19 protein-coding genes, 1 tRNA gene and 1 pseudogene are annotated in these 18,023 nt (G+C 69.4%); 20 read left to right on the top strand and 1 reads right to left on the bottom strand.

Annotated elements, in window-relative coordinates; all coding sequences use genetic code 11:
- Positions 1-6 precede the first annotated feature (6 nt).
- From ASG12_RS09995 to ASG12_RS09935, 13 genes and pseudogenes are all read left to right on the top strand, one after another.
- Positions 7-78, top strand: a tRNA-Val gene (locus ASG12_RS09995).
- A gap of 121 nt (positions 79-199) precedes the next feature.
- Complete coding sequence (locus ASG12_RS09990) at positions 200-682, top strand: TIGR02611 family protein (RefSeq protein ID WP_082501838.1); 483 nt, start codon at positions 200-202, stop codon at positions 680-682.
- Positions 683-782: 100 nt separating this feature from the next.
- Positions 783-2,855 carry a threonine--tRNA ligase gene (gene thrS / locus ASG12_RS09985; protein ID WP_055788742.1) on the top strand — a complete coding sequence of 691 codons (2,073 nt, stop codon included), beginning with the start codon at positions 783-785 and terminating at the stop codon, positions 2,853-2,855.
- Positions 2,852-3,409: an HIT family protein gene (locus ASG12_RS09980; RefSeq protein WP_045822586.1), complete on the top strand. Its 558-nt coding sequence runs from the start codon at positions 2,852-2,854 to the stop codon at positions 3,407-3,409. Before thrS ends, ASG12_RS09980 begins: the two co-directional genes overlap by 4 nt.
- A 1-nt stretch (position 3,410) precedes the next feature.
- Positions 3,411-4,103, top strand: coding sequence for a phosphatidylinositol phosphate synthase (gene pgsA, locus ASG12_RS09975; RefSeq protein ID WP_055788739.1), 693 nt, complete (start codon positions 3,411-3,413; stop codon positions 4,101-4,103).
- The gene (locus tag ASG12_RS09970) at positions 4,100-5,014 is read left to right on the top strand and encodes a phosphatidylinositol mannoside acyltransferase (RefSeq protein WP_055788736.1); all 915 of its coding nucleotides are present in this window, start codon (positions 4,100-4,102) and stop codon (positions 5,012-5,014) included. Before pgsA ends, ASG12_RS09970 begins: the two co-directional genes overlap by 4 nt.
- Before the next feature lie 16 nt (positions 5,015-5,030).
- Positions 5,031-6,155, top strand: a complete 1,125-nt coding sequence (locus ASG12_RS09965; protein ID WP_055788734.1) for a glycosyltransferase family 4 protein — start codon at positions 5,031-5,033, stop codon at positions 6,153-6,155.
- Between the two features lie 57 nt (positions 6,156-6,212).
- Positions 6,213-6,701, top strand: a pseudogene (locus tag ASG12_RS09960) (exopolyphosphatase); the annotation flags it as partial.
- Between the two features lie 185 nt (positions 6,702-6,886).
- Positions 6,887-7,810 carry a pyridoxal 5'-phosphate synthase lyase subunit PdxS gene (gene pdxS, locus ASG12_RS09955; RefSeq protein ID WP_055788731.1) on the top strand — a complete coding sequence of 308 codons (924 nt, stop codon included), beginning with the start codon at positions 6,887-6,889 and terminating at the stop codon, positions 7,808-7,810.
- Between the two features lie 79 nt (positions 7,811-7,889).
- Positions 7,890-8,675 carry a PP2C family protein-serine/threonine phosphatase gene (locus ASG12_RS09950; protein WP_235456516.1) on the top strand — a complete coding sequence of 262 codons (786 nt, stop codon included), beginning with the start codon at positions 7,890-7,892 and terminating at the stop codon, positions 8,673-8,675.
- Positions 8,675-9,523 (top strand): acyl-CoA thioesterase, encoded by an 849-nt coding sequence (locus ASG12_RS09945; protein ID WP_055788725.1) that lies wholly within the window; start codon positions 8,675-8,677, stop codon positions 9,521-9,523. The genes ASG12_RS09950 and ASG12_RS09945 overlap by 1 nt, the downstream gene beginning before the upstream one ends.
- On the top strand, positions 9,520-10,137 hold the full coding sequence (gene pdxT, locus ASG12_RS09940; protein WP_235456504.1) for a pyridoxal 5'-phosphate synthase glutaminase subunit PdxT: 618 nt from the start codon (positions 9,520-9,522) through the stop codon (positions 10,135-10,137). The genes ASG12_RS09945 and pdxT overlap by 4 nt, the downstream gene beginning before the upstream one ends.
- A gap of 103 nt (positions 10,138-10,240) precedes the next feature.
- Positions 10,241-10,996: a YebC/PmpR family DNA-binding transcriptional regulator gene (locus ASG12_RS09935; protein WP_055788722.1), complete on the top strand. Its 756-nt coding sequence runs from the start codon at positions 10,241-10,243 to the stop codon at positions 10,994-10,996.
- Here the strand turns inward: ASG12_RS09935 and ASG12_RS09930 are convergent, their stop codons facing one another.
- On the bottom strand, positions 10,997-11,611 hold the full coding sequence (locus ASG12_RS09930; RefSeq protein ID WP_055788717.1) for a hypothetical protein: 615 nt from the start codon (positions 11,609-11,611) through the stop codon (positions 10,997-10,999).
- An 89-nt stretch (positions 11,612-11,700) separates the two neighbouring features.
- On the opposite strand from ASG12_RS09930, the gene ruvC reads away from it, so the two are divergent.
- The 7 genes from ruvC to ASG12_RS09895 all read left to right on the top strand — a co-directional run bounded on the left by ruvC (position 11,701) and on the right by ASG12_RS09895 (position 17,976).
- Positions 11,701-12,306, top strand: coding sequence for a crossover junction endodeoxyribonuclease RuvC (ruvC, locus tag ASG12_RS09925; RefSeq protein WP_200932761.1), 606 nt, complete (start codon positions 11,701-11,703; stop codon positions 12,304-12,306).
- Positions 12,303-12,905: a Holliday junction branch migration protein RuvA gene (ruvA, locus tag ASG12_RS09920; protein ID WP_055788714.1), complete on the top strand. Its 603-nt coding sequence runs from the start codon at positions 12,303-12,305 to the stop codon at positions 12,903-12,905. Before ruvC ends, ruvA begins: the two co-directional genes overlap by 4 nt.
- Positions 12,902-14,014: a Holliday junction branch migration DNA helicase RuvB gene (ruvB, locus tag ASG12_RS09915; protein ID WP_045822596.1), complete on the top strand. Its 1,113-nt coding sequence runs from the start codon at positions 12,902-12,904 to the stop codon at positions 14,012-14,014. Before ruvA ends, ruvB begins: the two co-directional genes overlap by 4 nt.
- Positions 14,015-14,213: 199 nt before the next feature.
- Positions 14,214-14,600 (top strand): preprotein translocase subunit YajC, encoded by a 387-nt coding sequence (gene yajC / locus ASG12_RS09910; protein WP_055788711.1) that lies wholly within the window; start codon positions 14,214-14,216, stop codon positions 14,598-14,600.
- 153 nt (positions 14,601-14,753) lie between these two features.
- Positions 14,754-16,274 (top strand): protein translocase subunit SecD, encoded by a 1,521-nt coding sequence (gene secD, locus ASG12_RS09905; RefSeq protein ID WP_082501899.1) that lies wholly within the window; start codon positions 14,754-14,756, stop codon positions 16,272-16,274.
- Positions 16,274-17,431, top strand: a complete 1,158-nt coding sequence (secF, locus tag ASG12_RS09900; protein WP_055788708.1) for a protein translocase subunit SecF — start codon at positions 16,274-16,276, stop codon at positions 17,429-17,431. Before secD ends, secF begins: the two co-directional genes overlap by 1 nt.
- A complete protein-coding gene (locus ASG12_RS09895) occupies positions 17,428-17,976 on the top strand; it encodes an adenine phosphoribosyltransferase (RefSeq protein ID WP_055788705.1) in 549 nt (182 codons plus the stop codon). Before secF ends, ASG12_RS09895 begins: the two co-directional genes overlap by 4 nt.
- Positions 17,977-18,023: the final 47 nt, after the last annotated feature.

The raw sequence follows: 18,023 nt of genomic DNA, 5'->3' as shown, positions 1-18,023 counted from the left end.
GATCGCGGTCCCGTGGCTCAGTGGAAGAGCGTCCCGTTCACACCGGGAAGGTCGCTGGTTCGATCCCAGCCGGGACCACCCCCGTCTCATCTCGTCCTTTCGGACGGGACACCGAGTGTGTCCGATTCCGTAGGGTTGTCCCCGACGCCACCGTTTCGTTGTGGTGCACACCGGAAGAGTCAGTGAGGACGACGCTGCGATGACCGACCAGCCTGCCGCGATGCCCGAGGGGTCGACCGACGGCGCCCGCACCGACACCGCACCGTCCGGCGATCCCGGTGGGCTGCTGCCCGACGCGTTGCAGCGTCGACGCGACAAGATCGCCGAGAAGCCGACCCTGAATCTCGCCTATCGCATCGCGGTCGGCGTCATCGGCACCGCCGTCCTCGTCGTCGGGATCATCGCGATCCCGTACCCCGGACCGGGCTGGCTGATCGTGTTCGCCGGCCTCGGCATCCTCGCGACGGAGTTCTCCTGGGCGCACCGACTCCTGATCTTCGCCCGCGGCAAGTACGACGCCTTCGCCGACTGGATCAAGGTCCAGCACTGGTCGGTACAGGCGTTGTTCGGGATCTTCACCTTCGCCATCGTGCTGGCCACGCTCTGGCTGCTCGGTGCTCTCGCGCTGGTCGGAGGGTGGGTCGGCTACGACCCGTCGTGGCTGGACAGCCCGATCTTCTGACCGTCCCCCCATCGCCGATACCATCTACAGGCATTCGTCCCGTGGCCGTCCGGCCGCGGGGTTCGTTCCTGTCTTCACCCATGTCGAGGAGTCCGAGTCCGTGCCTGAGAATTCTGTGGTCGCCAGCCCCGCCACGATCCGTGTGCCGGCCGGGACCACGGCGGGCACCGCGCTGCGTGAGGCGGACGCCCCGAACAAGGGACCCGAGGCGGTCGTCGTGGTGCGCGACGCCGACGGTGCGCTGCGCGATCTGTCGTGGGCACCGGCCACCGACACCGACGTCGAACCCGTGATCGCCGCCAGCGAGGCCGGACGCAGCGTCATCCGGCACTCCGCGGCGCACGTGTTGGCCCAGGCCGTCCAGGAGTTGTTCCCCGACGCCAAGCTCGGGATCGGTCCGCCGATCACCGACGGCTTCTACTACGACTTCGACGTGAAAGATCCGTTCACGCCCGAGGACCTGGTCGCGCTCGAGAAGAAGATGAAGCAGATCGTCAAGTCGGGACAGCGCTTCTCGCGCCGCGTCTACGACTCCCTCGACGCCGCCAAGGCCGAACTCGCCTCCGAGCCGTACAAGCTCGAGCTGGTCGACGACAAGGGCTCGGCCGACGACCCCGAGGTGATGGAGGTCGGCGGGGGAGAGCTCACCGCCTACGACAACCTGAATCCCCGCACCGGCGAACGCATCTGGTGCGATCTGTGCCGTGGTCCCCACGTGCCGACCACCAAGTACATCGCCGCGTTCAAGATCACCCGCAGCTCCGCGGCCTACTGGCGCGGTGACCAGGCCAACGCCGGACTGCAGCGCATCTACGGGACCGCGTGGGAGTCGACGGAGGCCCAGGACGCCTACCTCGAGCTGCTCGCCGAGGCCGAGAAGCGTGACCACCGCCGTCTCGGCGTCGAGCTCGACCTGTTCAGCTTCCCCGACGAGCTCGGTTCGGGACTGCCGGTCTTCCACCCCAAGGGCGGCATCATCCGCAAGGAGCTCGAGGACTACTCGCGGGTGCGGCATTCCGCGGCGGGCTACGAGTTCGTCAACACCCCGCACATCACCAAGGGCCATCTGTTCGAGGTGTCGGGTCACCTCGACTGGTACCGCGACGGCATGTTCCCCGCGATGCACGTCGACGAGGAGCTCAACCCCGACGGCACCGTGCGCAAGCCGGGCCAGGACTACTACCTCAAGCCCATGAACTGCCCGATGCACAACCTGATCTTCCGGTCGCGCGGCCGGTCGTATCGCGAACTGCCGCTGCGGATGTTCGAGTTCGGGTCGGTCTACCGCTACGAGAAGTCCGGCGTCATCCACGGGCTCACCCGTGTGCGCGGCATGACCCAGGACGACGCGCACATCTACTGCACGCGTGAGCAGATGGCCGGCGAGCTGACGTCGCTGCTGACCTTCGTCCTCGATCTCCTCAAGGACTACGGCCTCGACGACTTCTACCTCGAGCTGTCGACCCGCAATCCGGAGAAGTCCGTGGGGTCCGACGACGCGTGGGAGGAGGCCACCGCGACGTTGGCTCAGGTGGCCGCCGATTCCGGGCTCGACCTCGTCCCCGATCCCGGTGGCGCCGCGTTCTACGGCCCGAAGATCTCGGTGCAGGTCAAAGACGCCCTCGGGCGGCACTGGCAGATGTCGACCATCCAGCTCGACTTCAACCTCCCGGAGCGTTTCGAACTCGAGTACACCGGCAACGACGGCGCCAAGCACCGTCCGGTCATGATCCACCGGGCGCTGTTCGGTTCCATCGAGCGCTTCTTCGGCGTCCTCACCGAGCACTACGCGGGCGCGTTCCCGGCGTGGCTGTCGCCAGTGCAGGTCGTCGGCATCCCCGTCGCCGAGGACTACGCCGATCACCTCGACGGGGTGATCGCGAAGCTGCGGGCGCACGGCATCCGCGCCGAGGTCGACCGTTCCGAGGACCGGATGCAGAAGAAGATCCGCAACCACACCACCGGTAAGGTCCCGTTCATGATGCTCGCCGGCGACCGCGACCAGCAGTCCGGTGCTGTCAGCTTCCGGTTCCGCGACGGCACCCAGGTCAACTCGGTTCCGGTCGATTCCGCGGTCGCCGCGGTGGCCGACTGGATCACCACACGGCGCAACGAATCGCCCACCGCGGAGTTCTTCGCCGCCCTCGCACCCGCACCCGCCGGCGACTCGTGACCGGCGAGCAGATCCACGACAGCGGCGCCGGAGAGCCGGACCGGTTGTCGCGGTTGTGGAGTCCGCACCGGATGTCCTACATCACCTCGTCGATCAAGGAACCGAGCTCGGGTTCGGCGAACTCGACGCACCCGTTCATCGACATCCCCACGATGTCCGACGAGGACGGGCTGGTCGTCGCGCGCGGTGAGAGCGTGTACGCCGTGCTGAACCTGTACCCGTACAACCCCGGGCACTCGATGATCGTGCCGTATCGGCAGGTCGCCGACCTCGAGGACCTCACGCCGCAGGAGAGCGCGGAACTGATGGCGTTCACGCAGCGACTGATCCGCGCGATCAAGTCGGTGTCGCGGCCGCACGCGTTCAACGTCGGACTCAATCTCGGTGCCGCGGCGGGTGGTTCACTCGCCGAGCACCTCCATCAGCACGTCGTGCCGCGATGGGGCGGCGACGCCAACTTCATCACCGTGATCAGCGAGACGAAGGTGATGCCGCAGCTGCTGCGCGACACCCGGGTCCTGCTCGCCGATGCGTGGACGGCTCTCGAGGACTGACATGGCCAGATTCCTCTCCATCACCGGTCGCGCGGGGATGTCCAAGATCACCGTGCCGATCGCGCGGGTGTTGCTGAAGGTCGGTCTGACCCCTGACTCGATGACCGTCATCGGCACCGTCGCATCGGTCGCGGCGGCGGTGACCCTGTTCCCGATGGGTCACCTGCTCGCCGGGGCGCTGGTCATCTGGCTGTTCGTCATGTTCGACATGATCGACGGGGCGATGGCCCGCGAACGCGGCGGCGGCACGCGCTTCGGCGCCGTGCTCGACGCGACCTGCGACCGCATCGCCGACGGGGCGATCTTCGCGGCGTTGGGCTGGTGGTGCCTGCAGACCGAGGACCATCCGGTGCTGTTCGTCGGGATGATGATCTGCCTCGTCACCTCGCAGGTCATCTCGTACGCGAAGGCGCGCGCGGAGGCCAGTGGACTCGACGGGAACGGCGGGCTCATCGAGCGTCCCGAGCGGCTCATCATCATCCTGGTCGGAGCCGGGTTCAGCGAGCTCGGCATGCCGTGGCTGATCGATGTCGCCGTGTGGCTGCTGGCCGTCGGCAGCGTCGTCACCGTGGGACAGCGGATGCTCTCGATCTCGAATTCTCCCGGGGCCCGCGACCTGCTGCCCATCGGTCGCCCCGCCGACCCCGAGACCACGAGCGGTCCCGGACAGTCGACCCCGGAGTCGCCCGCGTGACCTTCGGCGAGCGCGTCGCCGACCTCGGGTACGGCGCAGGCTGGTCGGTGGTCCGCCGGCTGCCCGAGGCCCGGACGCGCCGCGCCTTCGAGTCGGCCGGCGCACGCATCGGATCCCGGGGAGGCCCGGAGCAGTTGCGGCGGAACCTCTCCCGCGTGCTCGGCGTGACCCCCGAGGCGGTGCCCGAGTCGTTGATGCGCGAGGCCATGCGCTCCTACGCCCGGTACTGGTTCGAGGCGTTCCGGTTGCCGGCGATGGACTTCGCCACCGCGGCTTCCCGTGTGTACGTGGCGCCGGACGATCTCGCGCACTTCACCACCGCCTACGACCAGGGCAAGGGCGTCGTGTTCGCGCTGCCGCACAGCGGCAACTGGGACATGGCCGGGGTGTGGCTGGTGCAGCAGACGGGCCAGTTCGCCACCGTGGCCGAACGACTCAAGCCCGAGTCGCTGTTCGAGAAGTTCGTGGCCTACCGCGAGAGTCTCGGTTTCGAGATCTTCCCGCTCAGCGGTGGCGAGCAACCCCCGTTCGGTCTGCTGGCCGAACGGCTGCGGGCCGGTGGGGTGGTGTGTCTGCTCGGCGAACGCGACCTGGCACGACACGGGGTGCCGGTCACCTTCTTCGGAGAACCCACGCGGATGCCGGCGGGCCCGGCCAAGTTGGCGATCGAGACCGGTGCCGCTCTGATGCCGGTCCACCACTTCTTCACCGACGGCGCGTCCTCGCAGATCCTGTGCGACCCGCCGGTCGATGTCAGCGGGGGGGTCGCCGACGCGACCCAGCGGGTGGCGAAGGTGTTCGAACGCAACATCGCCGCGCATTCGCAGGACTGGCACATGCTGCAGCCCCTGTGGGAGGCCGACTGGTCGGCCGAGCGGCGGGACCGGATCCACGGGGAGACCGGACGATGACGGGGATCGTGCGGCGATGAGAATCGGGATGATCTGCCCGTACTCGTTCGACACCCCCGGCGGCGTGCAGGCGCACGTGGTGGAACTCGCGCAGGTGTTCATCGAGCGCGGCCACACCGTGAGCGTCCTGGCCCCGGCCGCCGACACCTCGGCCCTGCCGGACTACGTCGTGTCGGTCGGACCGGCGCTGGCCATCCCCTACAACGGCTCGGTGTCGAAGGTGAACTTCGGGCCCGCGGCCTACCGCCGTCTGCGTACCTGGATCCGTGACGGCGACTTCGACGTGTTGCACGTCCACGAGCCGAACGCGCCGAGCATCTCCATGTTGTCGCTGTTCGTCGCGCAGGGTCCGATCATCACCACCTTCCACACCTCCACCACGAAGTCGTTGTGGCTCAGCACCTTCCAGGGAATCCTGCGTCCGTATCACGAGCGGATCATGGGCAAGATCGCCGTGTCGGAGCTCGCGCGCCGCTGGCAGATGGAATCGCTGGGCTCCGACGCCGTCGAGATCCCCAACGGAATCCACGTCGACGCCTTCGCCGAGGCGACACCGCTCGAGGGCTTCCCCCGCGAGGGCCGGTCGATCCTGTTCCTGGGCCGCTACGACGAACCCCGCAAGGGCATCGACGTGCTGATGCGAGCCCTGCCGCGCATCGTCCGATCGTTCCCCGACATCACCGTCCTCGTCGTCGGCAGTGGCCACGAGCGGGCGATGCGCCGACGTGCGGGCGCGCTCGCCGACCACCTGGTGTTCCTCGGGCAGGTCGACGACGCGACGAAGGCGCGGGCGTTGGCGTCGGTGGACGTCTACTGCGCGCCCAACCTCGGCGGCGAGAGCTTCGGCATCGTGCTCGTCGAGGCGATGGCGGCCGGCGCGGCGGTCATCGCGAGTGACCTCGACGCGTTCCGCCGCGTCCTCGACGACGGCCGCGCCGGACGACTCGTCCGCGCGGGGGACCCGGCCGCACTGGCGTCGGGTGTCATCGAGGTCCTCGCCGACGACGACACACGGCAGCAACTGGTCGCCCGGGCACAGCAGCGCGCCCGGCGGTACGACTGGTCGCGGATCGCCGACCAGATCCTTCAGGTCTACGAGTCGGTCACCGTCGGCTCGGGGAAGGTGTCGGTCAGCGACTGACACCCGCCCCGGCTCGCACCGGGCGCAACGACCGATCACTCATCGAAGGGGCAGATGATGACAATTTCAGCTGTGACGATCCTGATCGTTGCCATCGTGGTGGCGATCGTGTCCGTCGGCATCGGATGGATCTACAAGACGGCGAACCGTCTCGACCGACTCCACGTCCGCGTCGACCTCGCGTGGCAGGCCCTCGACGCCGCCCTCGCACGGCGCGCGGTGGTCGCCCGCACCATCGGGGCGGGCCTCGGCGCCGACGGCCGCGAGCTGATCGCGAGCGCCGATCGTGCCGAGCGGGCCGACCGTGCCGACCGCGACCTGGCCGAGAACGAGGTGTCGGCCCAGCTCGCGAAGGTCGACTCGTCGACGCTGCGGGCCCAGTTGGTCGCCGAGCTCGCCGACGCCGACACCCGCGTCATGATCTCGCGCCGCTTCTACAACGATGCGGTCCGCGACACCCTCGCGCTGCGCGGGCGCGGCCCGGTGCGGTTGCTGCGCCTCGGCGGGACCGCTCCCGAGCCGCGGTACCTGGAGATCGTCGAGCGCGTGTCGGGCTGAGCTCCGACGAGCTCAGCCGATGTGATCACCATCATGATCGTCATCGGTGCTGGTGACCGCGCCGGAGGCCACGGCGGGACGCCGCCGGTGGTGGGCCTAGAATTACCCGACACCCCACTGCGGGTTCACCGGTCGTGGCCGCCGCGACCGAGGGAGTACGTACGTCAGGAGACATGACAGTGACCAGCGAGGCAACCACCGAGCACGATCAGCCGACCGGTGCCGGGACGGCGCGCGTCAAGCGCGGTATGGCCGAGATGCTCAAGGGCGGCGTCATCATGGACGTCGTCGACGCCGAGCAGGCGAAGATCGCCGAGGACGCCGGTGCGGTCGCGGTCATGGCCCTCGAGCGCGTTCCCGCCGACATCCGTGCCGAAGGTGGCGTGTCGCGGATGAGCGATCCCGACATGATCGACGGCATCATCGCCGCGGTGTCGATCCCGGTGATGGCCAAGGCCCGCATCGGTCACTTCGTCGAGGCCCAGATCCTGCAGAGCCTCGGCGTCGACTACATCGACGAGTCGGAGGTCCTGACCCCCGCCGACTACACCCACCACATCGACAAGTGGCGCTTCACCGTGCCCTTCGTGTGCGGTGCGACCAACCTCGGCGAGGCGCTGCGGCGTATCTCCGAGGGAGCGGCCATGATCCGTTCCAAGGGCGAGGCCGGCACCGGCGACGTCTCCAACGCCACCACCCACATGCGCACCATCGGCGGCGAGATCCGTCGCCTCACCTCACTGTCGGCCGACGAGCTCTACGTCGCCGCCAAGGAACTGCAGGCGCCCTACGACCTCGTGGTCGAGGTGGCCCGTCTCGGACGCCTCCCGGTCACCCTGTTCACCGCCGGCGGCATCGCGACCCCCGCCGACGCGGCAATGATGATGCAACTCGGCGCCGACGGTGTGTTCGTCGGATCGGGGATCTTCAAGTCCGGGAACCCGGCCGAGCGTGCGTCGGCGATCGTGCAGGCCACCACCTTCCACGACGACGCCGATGTGCTGGCCAAGATCTCGCGTGGCCTGGGGGAGGCGATGGTCGGCATCAACGTCGAGCAACTGCCCGTCGGTCACCGACTCGCCGAACGAGGCTGGTAACCGGTAGCCGCGGCGCACACGCGGGGGTGCAGGAGCGGGTGGCGACGATGACGACGGGCGGGCGGTGACGATGGCAGCGATGACGACGGTGCGCGATTCCGCGGCCTCGGGGTCCCACGAGGTCGGCGGTTTCGGGATCGACTGGGCCGCGGTCAGCGACGTCGGTCTGGTCCGTGAGGCCAACGAGGACGCGGCTCTGGTGACCGATCGGCGCTACCTGCTGGCCGACGGCATGGGCGGTCACGATTGCGGTGAGATCGCCAGCGAGGCAGCACTTGCCGCACTCGGCGCCGTCGAGCCGACCGATCTCACGACCACCCGCGACGCAGTCCTCGACGCCCTGCGGACCGCCGCGCACGACATCGGCGCCATCGACTCGGCCAACGGTCGGCGGGCGGGCACCACTGTGACCGGTGCACTCATCGTCGACTACGAGGGCGCCCCGCACTGGCTGGTGGTCAACATCGGCGACTCGCGCACCTACCGGTGGTCGGACGCCGTCATCGAGCAGGTGACCACCGACCACTCGCAGGTCCAGGAGCTGATCGACGCGGGTCATCTCACCCCGGAACAGGCTCGTGTCGACCCCCGTCGCAACGTGATCACGCGCGCACTGGGCGCGGGGATGGACGCCCAGGCCGACTTCTTCGTGTTCCCGGTCGTCGCCGGCGACGTCGTGCTGATCTGTTCCGACGGGCTCACCGGCGAGTTGCCCGATTCCGAGCTGGAGGAGATCATCGCCGAGCGCGCCGCGACACCGGACTCGCTCGCCGCCGAACTGGTGTCGGCGACCCTGGCCCTCGGCGCTCGCGACAACGTCACCGTCGTCGTCGCGACGGTTCGTCAACTGGGAGAAGAGGACTGATGGCCACGATCGAGGAGATCCTGGAACTCGAGCCGATCGACGCCGACATCTACCGCGGCAAGGCCTACACCAGCCAGCTGCTGCGCACCTTCGGCGGCCAGGTCGCCGGGCAGGCGTTGGTCTCGGCCACCCACACCGTCGCACCGGAATACCGCGTCCACTCCCTGCACGGCTATTTCCTGCGCCCGGGCAACCCCGACGAGCCGACGATCTTCCTCGTCGACCGGATCCGCGACGGCCGCTCGTTCTGTACGCGTCGGGTGACCGGCGTGCAGGCGGGCGAGGCGATCTTCACGATGTCTGCGTCGTTCGGGGTGCCGTCGGAGGGGCTGGTGCACCAGGACGAGATGCCCCCGGCGCCCGACCCGGACACGCTCGAGGACCCGTTCGAGACACGCACCGAGGCACAACGATCGGTGTTCCGTGAGTGGGAGAACTTCGACATCCGGATCGTCCCGGCCGATCAGATGGTCCGCGCCGAGCGCTTCGCCGCCCAGCAGCGGGTGTGGTTCAAATACCGCCACCGGCTGCCCGACGACCAGGTGTTCCACGTGTGCACCCTGGCCTACATGAGCGACATGACGCTGCTCGGCTCGGCGAAGGTCGCCCACCCCGATTCCAACCCCCAGTCGGCGTCGCTCGATCACGCGATGTGGTTCCTGCGACCCTTCCGCGCCGACGAATGGCTGCTCTACGACCAGACGTCGCCCTCCGCCGAGGACGGTCGCGCCCTCACCCAGGGCCGCATCTTCGACACGAGCGGCCGGATGGTCGCCGCGGTCACCCAGGAGGGTCTGGCCCGGGTGGGGCGCACCATGCCGACTGATCAGCACGCCCGACAGGGGTGAGCAGCACCGATCGGAGGCCGACGATCGGCGTGCTGGCCCTGCAGGGGGACGTCCGCGAACACGTGGCCGCGCTCGAGGCCGCCGGGGCCATCGCCGTCACGGTCCGCCGACCCGCCGAACTCGACGCGATCGACGGCATCGTCATCCCGGGCGGCGAGTCGACCACCATGAGTCGACTGCTCGACCTGTTGGACCTGCTGGTGCCGCTGCGGACCCGACTCGCCGCGGGCATGCCCGCCTACGGTTCGTGCGCGGGCATGATCCTGCTGGCGTCCGACGTCCTCGACACCCGCCCCGACGCGCACCACCTCGACGCCCTCGACATCACGGTGCGACGCAACGCCTTCGGACGTCAGGTGCAGTCGTTCGAGACCGACATCGACATCACCGACGTCCCCGGCGGGCCGATGCGGGCGGTGTTCATCCGTGCGCCGTGGGTGGAGGCGACCGGCGCGGGGGTGACCGTGCTCGGGCGGGTCCCCGACGGCCCCGCGGCCGGACGCGTCGTCGCGGTGCGGCAGGGCTCGGTGGTCGCGACGTCGTTCCATCCCGAGGTCACCGGCGATCTGCGCATCCACCGCTATTTCACCGACATCGTCGCCGCAGGCGCCTGACGTCGACGGAACGGCCTGGCCCGGCGGGTAACATCGCTTCTCGCAGCATGACGTACGGCACGCGCGGACTCCACGGCGCGGCCAGGAGAGAGGGGCACCGGCGATGAGCGGCCATTCCAAGTGGGCCACCACCAAGCACAAGAAGGCGGTGGTCGACGCCAAGCGCGGCAAGATGTTCGCGAAACTGGTGAAGAACATCGAGGTGGCGGCGCGCACCGGTGGCGGCGATCCGTCGGGCAACCCGACGCTCTTCGATGCCATCCAGAAGGCGAAGAAGTCCTCGGTGCCCAACGACAACATCGAGCGCGCCCGCAAGCGCGGCGGCGGCGAGGAAGCCGGCGGCGCCGACTGGCAGACCATCATGTACGAGGGCTACGGCCCCAACGGTGTCGCCGTGCTCATCGAGTGCCTCACCGACAACCGCAACCGTGCCGCGGGCGAGGTGCGTACCGCGATGACCCGCAACGGCGGGAACATGGCCGACCCCGGGTCGGTCTCCTACCTGTTCACCCGGCGCGGAGTGGTCACGCTGGAGAAGGCCGACCAGACCGAGGACCAGGTCCTCGACGCCGTTCTCGAGGCCGGGGCCGAGGAGATCACCGACCTCGGCGACTCCTTCGAGATCATCAGCGAGCCGACCGACCTCGTGGCCGTGCGCACCGCACTGCTGGAGTCGGGGATCGACTACGACTCGGCCGAGGCCAGTTTCCGTGCGTCGGTGGAGGTCCCGGTCGACGCCGAGGGTGCACGCAAGGTGTTCAAGCTCATCGACGCACTCGAGGACTCCGACGACGTGCAGAACGTCTACAGCAACGCCGACATCAGCGACGAGGTCCTCGCCGAGCTCGACGAGGACTGATCAGACGATCCCGCCCACCGCGGGGCGGTCCGGGTGGTCGTAGCGGACGCTGATGTCGGCGAGGTCACCGACATCGGCGGTGTGTTCGACGAGGGCGTCGACCGTCCAGCGGTCGGCGTCGGGCGTGCGGCGGCCGAGCGCGGCCGCACTCATCTCGAGGCGGACCGTCGGTGACAGGGCCAGACCGCGTCCGAGCAGCATCGGTCCCGCGATGATCAGCACCTGGTCGTCCGTGGCTGTGGTCGGCCGATCCCGCGGCGAGCGGTCGGTCGCCTCGTCCCACAGACGCGGCAACCAGGAGCCCGAGCGATGGACCGCGGTGATGACCTCGCGGTCGAGGGCGGCGTAGTCGAACCACATGGTCCGGTAACTCTCGGTGTCGGTGTGGCCGAATTCCTTCCGCACCGACGCCGGACGCACGTAGTCGCCGAGCGCGACCACCGCCGCGGCCCGCCCGGTCGCGCGCAACGCGGCGGTGACACGCTCGGCGAGGTCGGTCGGACGCGCCGCGTCGGCGCCGTCGACACCGGCCACGACCACCCCGGGGCGTCGGGTGATGACCTCGACACACAGGTCGACGAGGGCGTCAGGGGTGGTCGGACGGTAGGTGGGCATCGGCGTCCATTGTGTCGTGTCGATCGGCGACGACGTCGGCCCGGACCGCTAGTATCTCGAACAGTTGTTCGTCTGCGGCGGGAGAATGCGTGCGTGTCATGGGAGTCGATCCCGGCCTGACCCGGTGCGGTATCGCACTCGTCGAGTCCGGTGGGGGCCGGGCGGTCACCGCGCTCGACGTCGACGTCGTGCGCACGCCGTCGGACATGGATCTCGCCGAACGCCTTCTCGCGATCCACACCGCCGCGGTCCACTGGATCGAGACCCACCGCCCCGACGTCGTCGCGGTGGAGCGGGTCTTCGCGCAGAACCAGGTGAGCACCGCGATGGGGACCGCGCAGGCCGGCGGCGTCGTCGCGCTCGCCGCCGCCCAACACGGCATCCCGGTGCGCTTCCACACCCCCAGCGAGGTGAAGGCCGCGGTGACCGGTAGCGGTCGCGCCGACAAGGCGCAGGTCACCACGATGGTGACCCGCATCCTCGGGATGCAGACCAAGCCGCAGCCCGCCGACGCCGCCGACGCCCTCGCCCTGGCCATCTGTCACTGCTGGCGAGGACCGATCGCCGAGCGTCTCGCGGCCGCCGAGGCCCGCGCCGCGGTGCAGGTGGCCGCGGCCCGGGCCGCCGTCGCGCGTGCTGCCGCGGCCGACGCCGACCGTCGCGCGAAGGTCGCCGCGAACAGGACCGCACGGTGATCGCGTCGGTACGCGGCCCCGTCCTGCACATCGCGCTCGACCATGCCGTGATCGACTGCGGCGGTGTGGGTTACCGCGTTCTCGCCACTCCGTCGACGCTGTCGTCGTTGCAGCGGGGGAGTGAGGCGACACTCCTCACGGCGATGATCGTGCGCGAGGACTCGATGACGCTCTACGGGTTCACCGAACCCGACGCGCGGGATCTGTTCGCGCTGTTGCAGACCGTGACCGGGGTCGGGCCCCGTCTCGCGATGGCCACCCTCGCAGTGCTCGAACCCGCTGCGCTGCGGCGCGCGCTGGCCGATTCCGACGTCAAGGCGCTGTGCACGGTCCCGGGTATCGGCAAGCGCGTCGGGGAGCGGCTCGTGGTCGAACTGCGCGACAAGGTCGACCGGACGGGCGCGACACCGGACTCGGGTACCGGTGTCGTGGCCTCGATGAGCGTCGGAGATCAGGTCGTCGAGGCCCTCGTCGGTCTGGGCTTCCCCGCGCCGGCTGCCGAACGCGCCGTGGCCGCGGTCCTCGCCGACGAACCCGACGCCGACTCCGCCCGCACGCTGCGCACCGCGCTGGCCTCCCTCGGCCGGGGCGCGCGATGAGCGAGGACACCTTCGGTGGCGCCGGCGACCCCGGATCGTCCACCGACGACCGCGACGTCAGCCCGTTCACCGTCACCTCCGACGGCGACCTCGACACCAACCTCCGTCCACGCAGCCTCACCGACTTCATCGGCCAGCCCCGGGTCTGCGAACAGCTCGAACTGGTGCTCGCCGGTGCCCGCGGTCGCGGAGGCACGCCCGACCACATCCTGCTGTCGGGGCCCCCGGGCCTGGGCAAGACATCGTTGGCGATGATCATCGCCGGCGAGATGGGCGCGGCCATCCGGGTGACCTCGGGACCTGCCCTCGAACGCGCCGGTGACCTCGCCGCGATGCTGTCGAACCTCGTTGAGGGTGACGTCCTGTTCATCGACGAGATCCACCGCATCGCGCGCCCCGCCGAGGAGATGCTCTACCTCGCGATGGAGGACTACCGGGTCGACGTGGTGGTGGGCAAGGGCCCCGGGGCCACGTCCATACCGCTCGACGTCGCCCCGTTCACGCTCGTCGGGGCGACCACCCGCTCGGGGTCACTGACCGGTCCGCTCCGTGACCGGTTCGGGTTCACCGCGCACATGGAGTTCTACGAGCCCTCCGAGCTGCTGCGGGTCATCACCCGTTCGGCGGGGATCCTCGGGGTGCGCCTCGACCACGAGGCGGGCGCGGAGATCGCCGGGCGCTCCCGCGGGACCCCGCGTATCGCCAACCGCCTGCTGCGGCGGGTGCGCGACTACGCCGAGGTCCGCGGCGACGGACGCGTGACCCTCGAGGTGGCCCGCGCGGCGCTGCGGGTCTACGACGTAGACGAGCTGGGTTTCGACCGGCTCGACCGCGCCGTCCTCGGTGCCCTGGTCAAGGGCTTCGGGGGCGGGCCGGTCGGTGTGTCGACGCTCGCGGTCGCCGTGGGTGAGGAGCCGGCGACCGTCGAGGAGGTGTGCGAGCCCTTCCTGGTCCGGGCCGGGATGATCGCGCGCACCCCCCGGGGACGGGTGGCGACGGCCGCGGCCTGGCACCACCTCGATCTCACCCCGCCGGCGGGCGCGCTGAACGCCTCGTTCGGTGTCCGTGTCCGCGATGACGGCGACTCGCTGTTCGGCCCCGAGTTCTGACGCGCCTCATCGGTCCGGTGAGGCACGAAGATTCCCGGCGGCAGGCGTCGAGATGGCACACTGGATGATCGAGCGTGGCGGCCGCCACGCCCTCGCGCACCGTCTGCCCCACGCACACGTGGGAGTTGCGGCGGTGACCCTCCCGACCCGGCCGCTGCCACACGCACAGCCGGACAACACCAAGGATTGACCCACCACCATGGAACTGCTCTTCCCGATCGTCCTCGTCGTCCTCGTCGGCTTCATGTTCCTGTCCGTGCGCCGTCAGAAGAAGGCCGCCGCCCAGGTCCAGGAGATGCAGGACGCCTTGCAGCCCGGCGCCCGCGTGCAGACCACCTCCGGCATGTACGGCACCGTGGTCGGCCTCGCCGACGGTGTCGTCGACCTCGAGCTGGCGCCCGGGGTCGTGGTGCGCTGGAACCGCCTCGCGGTCCGTGAGGTCGTGCACGCCGACGATCTCGCCGGATCGTTCCCCGGCGCCGACACCACGCCGGCCGACGCGTTCGACGAGGACGACGACACCGGCTACGACGCCGACGTCGACCGTCCGATCACGCTCGACAAGAAGGCCGACAGCGACAGCTGATCGAAACCGCCCCGGCCGGCCACGTAGCCTGTCCTGCGGGCCGCCGGGGATCAACCGGTGGCGAAACAGTCCATCCGAGGAGTCGTAGCACCCGTGGCACCGTCCAAACGTGAGATCCCGCCTGTGCGGTTGTTGAGCGTCTTCCTGTTGTTGATGGTCATCGTCTACGCACTGGTGTTCTTCACCGGCGGCGGCAAGCCCGAGCCGAAACTGGGCATCGACCTGCAGGGCGGTACCCGGGTCACCCTGACTGCGCGCACCCCCGACGGCAGCGCGCCGCAGAAGGACCAGCTCGACAAGGCCAAGCAGATCATCGAGCAGCGCGTGAACGGCCTCGGTGTGTCCGGTTCCGAGGTGATCACCGACGGCAACAACCTCGTGATCACCGTCCCGGGCACCGACGGCCGTCAGGCCCGGACCCTGGGACAGACCGCGCGCCTCTACGTCCGCCCGGTGGAGAACGTGCAACCGGCGACCCCGCAGCAGGCGACGCCCGCCCTGGCGGGGCAGACCGCGGCGCAGGCGATCGCCGCCGCCAAGGCGCTGCGTCAGGCTCCCGGCGGCGACGCCGCGGCCAACCAGGCGGCCGTGTCGAAGCTGACCGCGCAGATGGCCAAGACCGACTGCAACCCCCGCAACACCGACCCCTTGCAGGGCAACGACGACCCGAGCCAGTACCTCGTGGCGTGCTCGCAGGACGGGGCGCAGGTCTACCTGCTCGCTCCGCAGATCATCGACGGCCGCGACATCGCCGACGCCACCGCCACCACCAGCTCGCAGGGCGGCGCGTGGATCGTGCAGGTCGAGTTCCGCAACGCCGCGCGCGATTTCTGGCCCAAGTACACCGGCGCCAACATCGGCAAGCAGACCGCCTTCACCCTCGACTCCCGGGTGGTGAGCGCACCGCAGATCCAGGGCGCCATCACCACCCCGACCACCGAGATCAGCGGTAGTTTCTCGCAGTCCGGCGCGAAGGACCTCGCCAACGTCCTCAAGTACGGGTCGCTGCCGCTGTCGTTCAAATCGTCGGACGCACAGACCGTCTCGGCCACGTTGGGCCTGTCCTCGCTGCGCGCCGGGCTGATCGCCGGCGCGATCGGTCTCGTCGCGGTGCTGCTCTACGCCCTGCTCTACTACCGCATGCTCGGGTTCCTGACGATGCTGTCGCTGATCGTCGCCGGGATCATGGTCTACGGGATCATGGTCCTGCTCGGCCGCTACATCGGCTTCACGCTCGACCTCTCGGGTATCGCCGGCCTCATCATCGGTATCGGCATGACCGCCGATTCGTTCGTCGTCTACTTCGAACGAATAAAGGACGAGATGCGTGAGGGACGCAGCTTCCGGTCCGCGGTTCCCCGCGGTTGGGCCCGCGCCCGCCGCACCGTCTGGTCGGGCAACGCGGTCAGCTTCATCGCCGCCGCCGCCATCTATTTCCTGGCCATCGGTGAGGTCCGCGGGTTCGCGTTCACTCTCGGTCTGACGACCATCCTCGACCTCGTCGTGGTGTTCCTCGTGACCCATCCGCTGGTCGCGCTGGCCAGCCGGTCGTCGTTCCTGTCCAAACCATCGGTCAACGGTCTCGGGGGTGTCTCCGAGGTCGCGAAGGAACGCCGCCTGGCCGCCGCGCAGTCGGGTGCCGGTGCCGCCGCATCGCAGAAGGAGAGCGTCTGATGAGCGACGACACCACCGGGTTCGACACCCCGACCGACGACCGCGCCAGCGAGGCCCGCAACAACGAGATCGCCAAGCGTCACTCGCTGCTGAGCCGCCTCTACACCGGCACCGGTGCGTTCGAGATCGTCGGCAAACGCAAGATGTGGTACATCGTCAGCGCCGTGATCATGCTGATCTGCGTGCTGAGCATCGTGTTCCGCGGATTCACCCTCGGCATCGATTTCGAGGGCGGGACCCAGATCTCGTTCGCCTCGACCCCTCAGACCTCCACCTCGGCGGTCGAGAAGGCGTTCTCCGACGCCATGGGCACCGACCCGCAGACGGTGCAGACCGCCGGGTCGGGATCGAGCGCGACCGTGCAGATCCGCACCTCGACGCTGTCGCAGGCCGACACGGAGAAGATCACCGCCGCACTCGTCGAACGGTTCGGCCCCCAGCTGACCGCCGACGACATCAACTCCTCCGATGTGAGCTCCACCTGGGGTGGCGAGATCACCGAGAAGGCGCTCATCGCGCTCGCGGTGTTCCTCGTCATCGTCCTGATCTACATCGCGGTCCGCTTCGACCGGGAGATGTCCGCCGCGGCCATGGCCTCGCTGATCTTCGACATCGTCTGCACCGCCGGCGTCTACTCGCTGGTGGGCTTCGAGGTGACCCCGGCGACCGTCATCGGTCTGCTCACCATCCTGGGCTTCTCGCTCTACGACACCGTGGTGGTGTTCGACAAGGTCGAGGAGAACGTGCGGGCGGTCCTCAAGACGACCCGCCGGACGTACGCCGAGCAGGCCAACCTCGCCGTCAACCAGACGCTGATGCGATCGATCAACACCACGGTCATCTCGGTACTCCCGATCATCTCGCTGATGATCGTGGCCGTGTGGCTGCTGGGTGTGGGCACGCTCAAGGACCTCGGTCTCATCCAGCTCGTCGGCGTCGTGGTCGGTGCCTACTCGTCGATCTTCTTCGCCACCCCGTTGCTGGTCACGCTCAAGGAGCGTCGCGGCGAGATCAAGAAGCACACGGAGAAGGTGTTGGCGCGCCGGGTGCGCATCGACGCCGGTCTCACCGAGCCGGAGCTGGCCACCGCGTCGGCCACGTCGCGGTCGGCCGGCTCGGACGAGCGCCCGTCGGGCAAGCGTCGCAGAAGCCGATGACCGAGACGATCGAACGGGCGCGGACGGCGATCGCCGACCACACGCGTCTGGTGCCCGATTTCCCGTCGCCGGGTATCCAGTTCAAGGATCTGACGCCGGTGCTCGCCGATCCCGCCGGACTGGCGTCGGTCACCGCAGCGCTGGCCTCGGTGTCCGGTGACGTCGACCTCGTGGCCGGCATCGACGCCCGCGGGTTCCTCCTCGGTGGCGCCATCGCGTTGCACAGCGGTCTCGGTGTGGTGGCCGTCCGCAAGGCCGGCAAGTTACCGCCGCCGGTCCACTCGGCCACCTACGACCTCGAGTACGGCTCGGCATCGCTCGAGATCCCGGCCGACGGCCTCGACCTGCGTGGGCGGCGGGTCTTCGTCGTCGACGACGTGCTCGCCACCGGTGGCACCCTCAACGCGGCCATCGGGTTGTTGCTCGACGCCGGTGCGATCGTCGCCTCGGCCGCGGTGGTCATGGAGATCGACGGGCTGCCCGGCCGCGCCGCGGTGGCCTCGGCGCACCCTGATCTGACGCTGACCGCGCTCACCACCGGCTGAGGACTACCATCGCCACCAGCGCCGCGACCACCGGACGTCGGTGTTCC

The organism is Williamsia sp. Leaf354 (genome assembly GCF_001424365.1).
GTDB lineage: Bacteria > Actinomycetota > Actinomycetes > Mycobacteriales > Mycobacteriaceae > Williamsia_A.
This window is presented reverse-complemented; position numbering and strand designations above follow the sequence as displayed.

Excerpts from the sequence above, each read along its gene's own strand:
- ASG12_RS09945 (WP_055788725.1), top strand. The coding sequence starts at position 8,675 with ATGGCCACGATCGAGGAGATCCTGGAACTCGAGCCGATCGACGCCGAC.
- secD (WP_082501899.1), top strand. The coding sequence starts at position 14,754 with ATGGTCATCGTCTACGCACTGGTGTTCTTCACCGGCGGCGGCAAGCCC.
- ASG12_RS09950 (WP_235456516.1), top strand. The coding sequence starts at position 7,890 with ATGACGACGGTGCGCGATTCCGCGGCCTCGGGGTCCCACGAGGTCGGC.
- pdxS (WP_055788731.1), top strand. The coding sequence starts at position 6,887 with ATGACAGTGACCAGCGAGGCAACCACCGAGCACGATCAGCCGACCGGT.
- pgsA (WP_055788739.1), top strand. The coding sequence starts at position 3,411 with ATGGCCAGATTCCTCTCCATCACCGGTCGCGCGGGGATGTCCAAGATC.
- secF (WP_055788708.1), top strand. The coding sequence starts at position 16,274 with ATGAGCGACGACACCACCGGGTTCGACACCCCGACCGACGACCGCGCC.
- ASG12_RS09895 (WP_055788705.1), top strand. The coding sequence starts at position 17,428 with ATGACCGAGACGATCGAACGGGCGCGGACGGCGATCGCCGACCACACG.
- ASG12_RS09965 (WP_055788734.1), top strand. The coding sequence starts at position 5,031 with ATGAGAATCGGGATGATCTGCCCGTACTCGTTCGACACCCCCGGCGGC.
- ASG12_RS09935 (WP_055788722.1), top strand. The coding sequence starts at position 10,241 with ATGAGCGGCCATTCCAAGTGGGCCACCACCAAGCACAAGAAGGCGGTG.
- ASG12_RS09990 (WP_082501838.1), top strand. The coding sequence starts at position 200 with ATGACCGACCAGCCTGCCGCGATGCCCGAGGGGTCGACCGACGGCGCC.
- yajC (WP_055788711.1), top strand. The coding sequence starts at position 14,214 with ATGGAACTGCTCTTCCCGATCGTCCTCGTCGTCCTCGTCGGCTTCATG.
- ruvB (WP_045822596.1), top strand. The coding sequence starts at position 12,902 with ATGAGCGAGGACACCTTCGGTGGCGCCGGCGACCCCGGATCGTCCACC.
- ASG12_RS09930 (WP_055788717.1), bottom strand. The coding sequence starts at position 11,611 with ATGCCCACCTACCGTCCGACCACCCCTGACGCCCTCGTCGACCTGTGT.